Annotated in this window: 8 protein-coding genes; all 8 read left to right on the forward strand. The window is 71.9% G+C overall.

What is annotated here, in order from left to right:
- The 8 genes from AB0N06_RS00225 to AB0N06_RS00260 all read left to right on the forward strand — a co-directional run bounded on the left by AB0N06_RS00225 (nucleotide 1) and on the right by AB0N06_RS00260 (nucleotide 12,168).
- Nucleotides 1-1,290 carry a 6-phospho-beta-glucosidase gene (locus AB0N06_RS00225; RefSeq protein ID WP_366132514.1) on the forward strand — a complete coding sequence of 430 codons (1,290 nt, stop codon included), beginning with the start codon at nucleotides 1-3 and terminating at the stop codon, nucleotides 1,288-1,290.
- A complete protein-coding gene (locus tag AB0N06_RS00230; RefSeq protein ID WP_366132515.1) occupies nucleotides 1,281-2,264 on the forward strand; it encodes a BadF/BadG/BcrA/BcrD ATPase family protein in 984 nt (327 codons plus the stop codon). The genes AB0N06_RS00225 and AB0N06_RS00230 overlap by 10 nt, the downstream gene beginning before the upstream one ends.
- A 511-nt stretch (nucleotides 2,265-2,775) precedes the next feature.
- Nucleotides 2,776-4,158 (forward strand): hypothetical protein, encoded by a 1,383-nt coding sequence (locus tag AB0N06_RS00235; protein WP_366132516.1) that lies wholly within the window; start codon nucleotides 2,776-2,778, stop codon nucleotides 4,156-4,158.
- Between the two features lie 11 nt (nucleotides 4,159-4,169).
- Nucleotides 4,170-5,201, forward strand: coding sequence for a glutamate ABC transporter substrate-binding protein (locus AB0N06_RS00240; RefSeq protein WP_366132517.1), 1,032 nt, complete (start codon nucleotides 4,170-4,172; stop codon nucleotides 5,199-5,201).
- 49 nt (nucleotides 5,202-5,250) lie between these two features.
- Nucleotides 5,251-6,576 carry a hypothetical protein gene (locus AB0N06_RS00245; protein WP_366132518.1) on the forward strand — a complete coding sequence of 442 codons (1,326 nt, stop codon included), beginning with the start codon at nucleotides 5,251-5,253 and terminating at the stop codon, nucleotides 6,574-6,576.
- 53 nt (nucleotides 6,577-6,629) lie between these two features.
- Complete coding sequence (locus AB0N06_RS00250) at nucleotides 6,630-9,359, forward strand: tetratricopeptide repeat protein (protein ID WP_366132519.1); 2,730 nt, start codon at nucleotides 6,630-6,632, stop codon at nucleotides 9,357-9,359.
- 2 nt (nucleotides 9,360-9,361) lie between these two features.
- Nucleotides 9,362-10,711, forward strand: a complete 1,350-nt coding sequence (locus AB0N06_RS00255) for a PP2C family serine/threonine-protein phosphatase (RefSeq protein WP_366132520.1) — start codon at nucleotides 9,362-9,364, stop codon at nucleotides 10,709-10,711.
- A gap of 95 nt (nucleotides 10,712-10,806) precedes the next feature.
- Nucleotides 10,807-12,168 carry a VWA domain-containing protein gene (locus AB0N06_RS00260; protein ID WP_366132521.1) on the forward strand — a complete coding sequence of 454 codons (1,362 nt, stop codon included), beginning with the start codon at nucleotides 10,807-10,809 and terminating at the stop codon, nucleotides 12,166-12,168.
- The last annotated feature ends 82 nt before the right edge of the window (nucleotides 12,169-12,250 follow it).

Genomic DNA, 12,250 nt, shown 5'->3' on the forward strand with positions numbered 1-12,250 from the left:
ATGAAGCTCGCAGTAGTTGGTGGCGGGTCCACCTACACCCCTGAACTGATCGACGGCTTCGCCCGGCTGCGGGACACGCTGCCCATCGAGGAGCTCGTGCTCATCGACCCGGCGGCCGACCGTCTCGACCTCGTCGGCGGTCTCGCCCGGCGGATCTTCGCCAAGCAGGGCCACCCGGGGCGGATCGTCACCACCTCGGACATCGACGCGGGCGTCGCCGACGCCGACGCGGTCCTGCTGCAGCTGCGCGTGGGCGGCCAGGCCGCCCGCAACCAGGACGAGACATGGCCGCTGGAGTGCGGCTGCATCGGCCAGGAGACCACCGGGGCCGGCGGTCTCGCCAAGGCACTGCGCACCGTCCCGGTCGTCCTCGACATCGCCGAGCGGGTCCGTCGCACCAACCCCGACGCGTGGATCATCGACTTCACCAATCCGGTCGGGATCGTGACCCGGGCGCTGCTCCAGGCCGGTCACAAGGCCGTCGGCCTGTGCAACGTGGCCATCGGCCTCCAGCGGAAATTCGCCAGGCTGCTCGACGTCACCCCCGGTGAGGTGCACCTCGACCATGTCGGGCTCAACCACCTGACGTGGGAGCTCGGAGTGCGGCTCGGCGGCCCCGACGGCGAGAACGTCCTGCCGAAGCTGCTCGCCGAGCACGGCGCCGCGATCGCCGACGATCTGCGCATGCCCCGGGCGATCGTCGACCGGCTCGGCGTCGTGCCCTCGTACTATCTGCGGTACTTCTACGCCCACGACGAGGTCGTGCGGGAGCTCGGCACCAAACCGTCCCGGGCGGCGGAGGTCGCCGCGATGGAGAAGGAACTCCTCGCCATGTACGGCGACCCGGCGCTGGACGAGAAGCCCGCGCTGCTCGCCAAGCGCGGCGGCGCGTTCTACTCGGAGGCGGCCGTGGACCTGGCGTCCTCGCTGCTGGGCTCGGGCGGCTCGGCGGTGCAGGTCGTCAACACGTACAACAAGGGGACGCTGCCGTTCCTGCCGGACGACGCGGTGATCGAGGTGCAGGCCCGGGTCGACAGCACGGGGGCGACGCCGCTCGCCGTTCCGGAGCTGGACCCGCTGTACGCGGGGCTGATCGCCAACGTGACGGCGTACGAGGACCTCGCCCTGGAAGCGGCGCTGCGCGGCGGCCGAGCCACCGGGCGGGCGGGTGGGAGAGACGCAGTCTTCAAGGCGCTGCTCGCCCACCCCCTGATCGGCCAGTTCGAGTACGCCGAGGCGCTCACCGACAAGCTGATCGCGCACAACCGGGAGCACCTCGCGTGGGCGTGAACGCTGCGGTCCTCGCCATCGACGCGGGGAACAGCAAGACCGATGTGGCCCTGATCGGACCGGACGGAACGCTGCTGAGCTCGGTGCGCGGAGGCGGCTTCCAGCCGCCGACCGTCGGCGTCGATGTGGCCGTGGACGTCCTGGCCTCGGCGATCGGCGAGGCGCTGGCGAAAGCGCGGGCGTACGGCGAGCCGGTGGAATCCGTCGCGCATGTGTCGGCGTGTCTGGCCAATGCCGATCTCCCGGTCGAGGAGCAGGCGCTCGCCGCGGCGCTGCGGGCCCGTGACTGGGGTCGCACGGTGGAGGTCCGCAACGACACGTTCGCGATACTGCGTGCCGGGGTCGACGAGCCCCGGGGCGTGGCCGTCGTCTGCGGCGCGGGGATCAACTGTGTCGGCATGGTGCCGGACGGGCGGACCGCGCGCTTCCCCGCCATCGGTCGGATCTCCGGTGACTGGGGCGGCGGTTCGGGGCTCGCCGAGGAGGCCATGTGGTTCGCCTCGCGGGCCGAGGACGGGCGCGGCGAACCGACCGAACTGGCGCGCACCCTGCCTGCCCACTTCGGGCTCGACTCGATGTACGCGCTGATCGAGGCGCTGCACCTGGGGCACATCGAGTTCGAGCGGCGGCACGAGCTGACACCGGTGCTGTTCGCGACCGGTGCGGCCGGGGACCCGGTGGCGCGCGGTCTCGTGCACCGGCTGGCGGAGGAGGTCGTCGCGATGGCGTCAGTCGCGCTGACCCGCCTCGGGCTGCTGGACGAGGAGGCCCCGGTGGTCCTGGGCGGCAGCGTGCTGGCGGCGCGCCACCCGCAGCTGGACGACCGGATCGCCGAACTCCTCGCGGCACGGGCCCCGAAGGCGGTGGTCCGGGTGGTGCAGGAGCCGCCGGTGCTGGGTGCCGGACTCCTGGGGCTGGACCACACGGGGGCTGCGCCGGAGGTGCACAGCAGGCTGCGTGCGCAGTACGGCTGACACCTCGGCAGACGGGGGCTGACAGCCTGCCCCACGACAGGGAGTGGATCAGCGAGCGGCGTCGTGCGGCTTCGATGGCAAGGCGGAGGAAGGAGTCGACGCGAAGGGGGCCCCTCCCATGCCCTTGAGGCCACGGGGGACTCGGTGACTGACGACAACGCCGCGAGCGGAGTCGCAGGGCGTCGGGAGCCCACTCCCTGTCGTGGGGCAGGCCGTGAGGGGCGTCCTGCGGTCGATCACGCCGCAGGACGCCCCTTGCGTAAGGGAACCGATCAGTTGTCCCGAACGTGTTCATGAGTGGGGAGATCGGTCCGCTTCGGGGGTTGCTCCGCCGATTCGCCTTGATCGGCGGCGCCTGCCTTGATCGAATGCGTGGTGCATCCGTGGATCGATGCGCGATCCAGGCGTTCCTGGTGTGGATGTCGGTCCCTGCGGCCATACTTCTGGCCGGGTGCCAGTCCCCTGATCGGCCGGGGGAATGACCACCGTCAGCGACCGAGGGGGAGGTCACGTGACATACCCGCCGAATGTGCGCACGGCGCCGGACCACGTGCCGGCCCAGCCGCCCGCTTCCGTGCCCGCGCCGCGCCGCGGCGCCTGGTCCGAGCCGTCGGCGCGGCTGCGCGCCGCGGCGACGACCGAACCGGGCAGGCTCCAGATCATCGGGGCCGTACTGGCGGCGCTCGTCGTCGCGTTCGGGGCCGTGACGGCGATCGAAGTCTCCGACCGGGCGGCCGCCGCAGACGACGTGGTGAGCCGCAGTCAGCCGCTGAGCGCCGAGGCGGCGAACATCTACCGCTCCCTGGCCGATGCGGACACCGCGGCGGCCAGTGGATTCCTGGCGGGGGCGCAGGAACCGCGCGATGTCCGCGAGCGGTACGACAAGGACATCAAGGACGCGTCCCGGCTGCTGGTGAAGGCGGCGTCCACCACGGACGCCGCGTCGCCGTCCGGCCAGGAGATCGCCACGCTCAACCAGGAACTCCCCCGGTACACCGGCCTGATCGAGCGGGCCCGCGCCAACAACCGGCAGGGGCTGCCGCTCGGCGGCGCCTACCTCCGGTACGCGAACCAGAAGATGTCCAAGGAGCTCCTCCCCGCCGCCGAGCGGCTCTACACCGCGGAGACCGGACGGCTCGACCAGGACTACGATTCCGCACGGGCTTGGCCGTTCTTCTCGCTGGGTCTCGGTGCCGTCGCGCTGGGCGGGCTGTTCTGGGCGCAGCGGCGCAACTACCGCAGGACGAACCGGGTCTTCAATCACGGGCTGCTCGCCGCGACCGCCGCGTCCACGGTGCTGGTGCTGTGGCTGGCCGTGGGACACACAGTCGCACGCACCGAACTGCGGGACGCCGATGTACACGGGCAGCAGTCGCTCGATGTGCTCAACCAGGCACGGATCAACTCGCTGAAGGCACGCGCCAATGAGCTCCTGACCGTGGTCGCCCGCGGCGCGGTGCTCACCGCCGACGGCAAGAACGACAAGTACGAGACCGACTACACCACGGGCATGAAGGCCCTCGGCGATGAGCTGGGGACGGCCAGGAAGCTCGCCGACGACTCCCAGGGGAGCGGGCCGGTGGCGCACGCCATCAGCGGTGTCTCCGAGTGGCAGACCCGCCACCGGACCGCCCGCAAGACCGACGACAACGGCGACTACGAGGGCGCGTTGAAGCAGATCATCGGGGCGAAGGACTCCACCGGGGAGTCCTTCAACCAGGTGGACGACGCGCTGGAGCAGGCACTCGCCCATGAGCAGGGCGAGTTCACCCGGGCCGCGAAGAACGGGCGCGGGGCGCTCGGCGGGCTGCCGGTCGGGGCGGTGGCTCTCGCCGCGCTGGCCGCGGTCGCCGCGATCATCGGGGTCAACCGCAGGCTGTCGGAGTACCGGTGAGAGGGGGAACGATGACCAGGACTGGTTCCGCCCGGGCCGGACTGCGCGGCTGGGGCGGGGTGGCGGGGATGGCCGTGGCCTGCGCGGTGACGGCCTCGCTCACCCTGCTGCCGCTCTCGCACGGCGGCGCCGGCTCCTTCGGCGTCGGTTACTCCGGGCCGGGCACGGCGACGGCGGTGCCCGCCCGGGCCGGCGACTGCAAGGACCCGGAGGCGAGCCTGCAGCCGTCGAGCGCCGACGGGCCGAGCATCGCGAAGATCAAGGCACGCGGGAAGCTGATCGCCGGGGTCGACCAGAACAGCTTCCGTTGGGGCTACCGCAATCCGGAGACGGGCAGGCTCGAAGGCTTCGACATCGATCTGGTGCGGGCCATCGCGCAGGACATCCTGGGCGACCCCGACAAGGTGATCTTCCGGGCGATCCCCACCAACCAGCGCATCGCCGCCCTGGAGAACGACAAGGTCGACGTCGTCGTGCGAACGATGACGATCAACTGCGGCCGGCTCAAACAGGTTTCCTTCTCCACCGCCTACTTCCAGGCCGGGCAGCAGGTCCTCGCACCGAAGGACTCGCCGATCACGGGATACGACAAGTCCCTGGCCGGCAGGCGGGTCTGCACCGCGGAGGGCTCCACGGCGTACGAGGCGCTGGAGAAACAGTCCTTCGGCGCGGTCTTCAAGGACGAGCACGACGGCACGGAGGCGGACGAGGACCGGCTCACCGTCCCCAACCAGCTGGACTGCCTGGTCCGGCTGCAGCTGGGCGAGGTCGACGCGGTGGTCACGGACAACGCGCTGGCTGCGGGCCAGGCCGCCCAGGATCCGGCCATCGCCCTCAAGGGCGACAAGCCGTTCACCACCGAGTACTACGGCGTGGCCACGAAACACGGCGCGAACGACCTGGTGGCCCGGGTCAACCACGTGCTGGTCGACTACCGCAGGGGTGGTGCGGACAGCCCCTGGATGGTCTCGTACCGGAAGTGGCTGGCGACCGGACTGCCCGGCATAACGGCGCCGCCTGCACCCAAGTACCGGAGCAATTAGTCCTTGATCCCGCCGGGTCCGCCCGGCGGGGAGAGCGAAGAGGTGATCGATGGGCGTCGCGGGCCCCTTCCCCGGCTATGCGGGGAGGCCCCCCGGCCCGGTCATGGACCGGGACGAGGCGGACCGTGCGCTGGCCCGGCTCGGCGCGGAGCACGAGGCGATCGAGACCTCGCTCCTCGCCCTGCAGGACCATGCGGGCCGCCGGCTCCTGGAGGGCGCCGATCTGACCGGTGTCACCAAGGAGCGCTGGGCCGCCACCGAGCAGTCGATCACGCTGCTGTGGGGGTATTTCGACGCCTACGCCGGGGCGATCGACGCGGCACGTGAGATACGGGCCAGGCGTCGTTTCCCCAACCGTGACGACCTGCTGGCGCTGACCGAACTTCTGCGCGGCCAGGGCGTCACGGTGGCGTCCACCGCCACCCGGCCCGATCCGTCGATCACCGGTCCGGCCAGACTCTCCGAGCGGTTCACGCTGGAGGAGCTGGTCGCCCGGATGAACGAGCTGTACGCACGCTCGCTGGACATGGTCGTCGCCTCCGACTCGGTATGGTCCGCGCTGCCCGCCCGGATAGATCTGCTCGCCGCCGAGCTGCACCGGACGCGTTCGCTGGCACACTCCGTCGGCGTGCGTCCCGGTGAGCACCCGGCGGGCGACGACCTGGAGTCGATCGCCCGGGAGCTGGCCACGCTGCGGGTCCAGGTGATCTCCGACCCGCTGGCGTTCTGGCTGCCGGGTCCCGGCAGCGCGGCGCCCGGCGGCGGACGTCCGGACACGACGCGCTACGACCGGGCGGCCCGCGCGCTGGACGACGTGCGGCGGGAGATCGAGGCGGTGATCGCGGTCCGCCAGGACGCCGAGCAGCGCCTGGTCCACCTGCGCGACGTGCTCTCCCGCGCGGACCGCACGCTGGCCGAGGCCCGGTCGGCGCGCGGCGAGGTGCTGGCGAAGATTGCCGCGTCCGAGGTGCCCGCGGTCAGCGGTCCGCCGACCGCGCTGCAGGAGCGGCTGGCCGCCGCGTCGGAGTACCGCAGGCACGCCCAGTGGCACCGGCTCTCCCCGCTGCTGGAGTCGCTGGAACGGGAGGCGGAGGACGAACTGCTACGGGCCCGCGAGTCACTGTCGGCGGTCACCGCGCCACTGGCGGTCCGGGCGGAGCTGCGTGGCCGACTGGACGCGTACAAGGCGAAGGTCGCCCGGCACGGACTGGCGGAGGACCCGGTGCTGATCGAGCGGTACGACGCGGCGCGCCGGATGCTGTGGAGCGCCCCGTGCGATCTGCGGGTCGCGGGGCAGACGGTGCTGCGCTATCAGGAGGCGGTGGCGGAACTGCTGGACGTCCGCCGGTCGTCCGCACCGGAGGACCGGCGATGAGCGCGCAAGGTGAACGGGCCGCTGCGGTGGCGGGGCGAACAGGGGGACCGATCATGAGTACGCAGTGCCAGCGTCCCGCGTGCGAAGGCACCTACGAGGACATGGGCGGCGGTGAGCTGTACTGCGACACCTGCGGTCTGGCCCCGGTCGTCTCGCCAGTGGGGATGGTGAGCTCGCCGCCCACCGGTATCGCGGTCGGCAAGGGGGGCAACAGCAGTTCGGCGCGAAGCAGTTCACAGGCGTCGTCGCGCTCCTCGTCCCGCTCGTCGACCTCGCGGCGTTCGGTCTCGGGGCGGCTCTCCCGGTCCCTGTCGGGGACCTCCACAGCCCGCTCGGTGTCGGTGCGTTCCTCCGGCGCGTCGTCGGGCGCTTCCGGGCGCAACCGGCTGGGCGCCGGCCTGGTTCAGGTGCCGGAGGTGCCGCGGCCCGACCCGCGTTCCGCGGTGATGGAGAACCCGGAGGTGCCGGAGCGGAAGCGGTTCTGTTCGCGCTCCGACTGCGGGGCCCCGGTGGGACGGTCGCGCGGCGAACAGCCGGGACGGACCGAGGGGTTCTGCACCAAGTGCGGCCACCCGTACTCCTTCGTACCGAAGCTGCGGGGTGGCGACATCGTGCACGGCCAGTACGAGGTGGCGGGCTGTCTGGCGCACGGCGGGCTCGGGTGGGTCTATCTCGCGGTGGACCGTGCGGTCTCGGACCGCTGGGTGGTCCTCAAGGGGCTGCTGGACACCGGTGACCAGGACGCCATGGCGGCCGCGATCTCGGAGCGCCGCTTCCTCGCCGAGATCGAGCACTCCAACATCGTCCGGATCTACAACTTCGTCGAGCACCTCGACCAGCGGACCGGTTCGCTCGACGGCTACATCGTCATGGAGTACGTGGGCGGCAAGGCGCTCAAGGAGATCGCGAACGAGCGCCGCACCGCGGCCGGGAAGCGGGATCCGCTGCCCGTCGAGCAGGCGTGCGCGTACGGCATCGAGGCGCTGGAGGCGCTCGGTCATCTGCACAGCCGCAATCTGCTGTACTGCGACTTCAAGGTCGACAACGCGATCCAGACCGAGGACCAGCTGAAGCTGATCGACATGGGCGCAGTGCGCAGGATGGACGACGAGGAGTCGGCCATCTACGGCACGGTGGGGTATCAGGCGCCGGAGGTCGCGGAGGTCGGACCGTCGGTCGCCTCCGATCTGTACACGGTGGCGCGGACGCTCGCGGTGCTCACCTTCGACTTCCAGGGGTACACGAACGTCTTCGTGGACTCGCTGCCGGACCCGGGCAACATCGAGGTCTTCCGGACGTACGAGTCGTTCTACCGGCTCCTGGTCCGGGCCACGGACCCGGATCCGGCGCGGCGGTTCGCCTCGGCCTCGGAGATGGCGGAGCAGCTGACGGGGGTGTTGCGGGAGGTCGTGGCGTTGCAGACGGGGCGTCCGCGGCCGGCCCTGTCGACGCTGTTCGGTACGGAACTGCGGGTCACGGACACGCAGTTGTTCGCCGAGCTGACGGGCGATGTGTCGCGGCTCGGGGTACGGGCGGAGCCGACCGGGCGGCGGAAGGGGAAGAGGACGGGTGGATCCGGGGTTCCTGTCGCGGCGGCTCCGGCCGCCGGGGCTCCGGCTGCGCCGGCGGTGGGGCACGCGGTGCCGGGTGTGCCGGGGCAGCGGGCTCCGGGGGCTGCCCTGCTGTCGGCGCCTCCCACGCACGTCCGGGGCGGTAACGGCAGCGTGGCCGCTCTCCCGTACGAGCCGCCCCGGGCGGCCGTTCCGCCGCCGCGGCCGGCGCCCGCCGCCCCGGACGCGTACGCCCCGGCCGGCCCCCGGCTGGCCGGGCTCGACGCACGGGCCACCTCGCTCGCGCTGCCCGTCCCCCGGGTTGACGCGAGCGACCCCAACGCGGGATTCCTCGCCGGTGTGATGACGTCCGCACCCTCCGAACTGATCGCCGCACTGCAGGCGGTTCCCGCCGCCTCGCTGGAGACCCGGCTGCGCGAGCTGCGCGCCCGCCTGGAGCTGAACGAACCCGGTGCCGCCGTCCAGACGCTGACGGGTCTGGAGGCGCTGCACGCGGACGACTGGCGGGTCGTCTGGTACCGCGGGATCACCTCGCTGGTGACCGGGGACAACGCGACTGCGGCGCTGTCGTTCGACGCGGTCTACGACGCGTTCCCCGGTGAACCCGCGCCCAAGCTGGCGCTGGGCATCTGCGCGGAGGTCCTCGGCCAGCTGGACAACGCCGCCGAGTACTACCACCTGGTGTGGACGACCGATCCGAGCTTCGTCAGCGCCGCGTTCGGTCTGGCCCGGGTGCAGATCGCCGTCGGGGACCGGGCCGGGGCCGTGCGGACGCTGGAGTCCGTGCCCGAGGCGTCGATCCACTACACGGCGGCCCGGGTCGCCGCCGTGCGGGCCCGGCTGCGCGAGCGTGCCCCGCACGAGCCGCTGATCGCCGACCTCACGGCGGCCGCCGACCAGGTGGCCGGGCTGCAGAGTTTCGGGCTGGACGCGGTGCGCCGCGAGCAGTTGTCGACGGAGGTGCTGGGGACGGCGCTGGACTGGGTACTCTCCGGGAGTCCCACGGCCCAGTCGCCGGCTCCGCAGTCGCCGTCGCAGTCGCAGGGGCCTGCCGGGCCGAGAATGCTGCTCGGCAGTGAGTTGGACGAACGCGGCCTGCGTTTCGGCCTGGAGCGTTCGTACCGGATGCTCGCCCGGCTTGCACAGCGCGGCGACGAGAGGATCGAACTGGTGGAGCGGGCCAACCGTTTCCGCCCCCGGACGTGGGTGTGAAGATGTCGCGGATGCACCAGGAGACGGCCTTGTCGAGGTGTCCCAACTGCGAGGAGCCGCTGGAATCGGGCGACCTGTTCTGCGGCGCGTGCGGGTACGACCTGTCGGTCGTACCCGCACCGCCGGAGGACCGCCCGACCATCGCGATCACCGTGCCGGTGACCGGTGCGCCCATGACCGGTGCGCAAGGGACCGGTGCGCCGGTGGCCGGTCCGGGCGGGCACACCGCGGCGGCCTCCGGTTCGGTGGAGTGGTCGGCCGCCTCCGCCGCCGACCGGTCCGAGCCGCCCGCCCCGGCCGGTCCGCCCGCCGGAGTCCGTTTCGACCGGCGGGGCGGGTCGGGCGACTTCGAACTGGCCGCACCCGCGGCACCCGTCGCTCCCGATCCCCGTACCACCGGCTCCGCCCCGGAGCAGGAACGCACGGCGGGCATCAAAGTGTGCGTGGCCTGCCGCGCCGGTCGTGTCGACACCGACGGCTACTGCGAGCACTGCGGCCATGCCCAGCCCCGCGAGCGCGACCACATGGAGCAGGAGCTCGGTTCGGTGGCAGCCGTCAGCGACCGCGGTCTGCGTCATCACCGCAACGAGGACTCGTTCGCGGTGTCGACGACCGCCCTGCCGGACGGCTCCCCGGCCGTCGTCGCGATCGTCTGCGACGGCGTCTCCTCGGCGAGCCGACCCGACGAGGCCTCGGCCGCCGCCGCGGCGGCGGCCAACGAGGCGCTGCTGGAGTCGCTGCCGCGCGGCGCCCACCCGCAGCAGGCAATGCACGACGCGATCGTCGTGGCGGCCGAGGCGGTCAACTCACTGGCCCACGACGACGGCCGGGCCAGGGAGCACGATCCGCACCACCACACGAACGCCCCGGCGTGCACCCTCGTCGGCGCGATCAGCGCCGGTGGACTGCTGGTTGTCGGCTGGGTCGGCGACAGCCGCGTCTACTGGGTGCCGGACGACCGCACTCGCCCGCCCGCACGCCTGACCGAGGACGACTCCTGGGCCGCGCAGATGGTGGCGGCGGGCCTGATGAACGAGGCGGAGGCGTACGCGGACGAGCGCGCCCACGCCATCACGGGCTGGCTCGGCGCCGATGCGTACGAACTGGAGCCGCACACCGCGTCGTTCAAACCGGACCGGCCGGGTCTGGTCGTGGTGTGCACGGACGGGCTGTGGAACTACGCGGAATCGGCGGACGAGATGGCCGCCGCGGTACCCGCCGATGCTCACGAACGACCGCTGCACGGCGCCCAGGTCCTGGTGGGTCACGCGCTGGACGGCGGGGGCCACGACAACGTAACAGTGGCTCTGCTGCCGTTCGCCGTGCCGTCACCAGGGGCAGGATCGGCGTAAGACCGACCGGCACAAGGCCCCACGTCCGGTACTGCCCGCTCCCGTGTCCGCCGCGACCATTGCCAGCTCTGCCACCTCTGCCAGGAGCCGATCAGATGGCCAACTTCTCCAAGTCCCACGTGCCGCAGTTCTCCGTCGAGGTGTATCAGAACGAATATCTGCCGGAGGGCGGGCGCGAGGTCAACGCGATCGTCACGGTCACCTCGACCGGCGGCGGCACCACCGGTGGCGTCCCGCTGACCGGTGCGACTCTCTCGCCCGCGCAGGTGCCGGGCCAGCGACCGAAAGCCGCCGTGGTGATCATGGTGGACTGCTCCGGTTCGATGGACTATCCGCCGACGAAGATGCGCAACGCCCGTGATGCGACGGCAGCGGCCATCGACACCCTGCGCGACGGCACCTCGTTCGCCGTGGTCGGCGGTACGCACATCGCCAAGGAGGTCTATCCGGGCAACGGCCGCCTCGCCGTGGCCGACGCGCAGACCCGCGCCCAGGCGAAGGAGGCGCTGCGCCGGCTCAGCGCGGGCGGCGGTACGGCGATCGGCACCTGGCTGCGGCTCACCGACCGGCTGCTCGGTGCCGCCGACGTGGACATCCGGCACGGCATCCTCCTCACCGACGGCCGCAACGAGCACGAGTCGCCGGAGGATCTGCGGGCCGCGCTCGACGCGTGTGCGGGCCGCTTCACCTGTGACGCCCGCGGTGTCGGAACCGACTGGGAGGTGAAAGAGGTCACAGGCATAGCCTCGGCGCTGCTCGGCACGGCCGACATCGTCGCCGACCCGGCGGGGCTCGCCGCGGACTTCACGCAGATGATGGAGAACGCGATGGGCAAGGAGGTCGCGGACGTGGCGCTGCGCCTGTGGACGCCCGTCGGGGTCGAGATCACGTTCGTGAAGCAGGTCGCGCCGACGGTCGCCGAACTGACCGACCGCCGCCTCGAGGCGAGCCCGCGCGCCGGGGACTACCCGACCGGTTCCTGGGGTGACGAGTCCCGCGACTACCACGTGTGTGTACGCGTGCCGGAGGCCGGAATCGGGCAGGAGATGCTCGCGGCCCGCGTCTCGCTGATCCTCCCCGACCCGTCGGGCGCGGCGGCCCCGCAGGTCCTCTCGCAGGGGCTGGTGCGGGCGGTGTGGACGGACGACATGGTGGCGTCCACCTCGATCAATCCGCAGGTCGCGCACTACACCGGCCAGGCGGAACTGGCACAAGTCATCCAGCAGGGGCTCGATGCGCGCAAGTCGGGTGACTTCGACGGAGCGACGGCGAAACTCGGCCGTGCGGTGCAGCTGGCATCGGCGTCCGGAAACGAGGACACTGCGAAACTGCTTTCGAAGGTGGTCGACGTCGTCGATGCGGCGACCGGTACTGTGCGACTGAAGGCGAAGGTCGCGGAGGCCGACGAGATGACCCTCGAAACGCGCTCCACCAAGACCGTCCGCGTGAAGAAATAACACGAGGGCCGCGCAGCTCAGCGGCGTGGCGAAGCGACGAGACATGACGGCCCCCGGGGCCGGACGAGGAGAGGGGGAAGCG

Source organism: Streptomyces sp. NPDC051020, assembly GCF_040683105.1.
GTDB lineage: Bacteria > Actinomycetota > Actinomycetes > Streptomycetales > Streptomycetaceae > Streptomyces.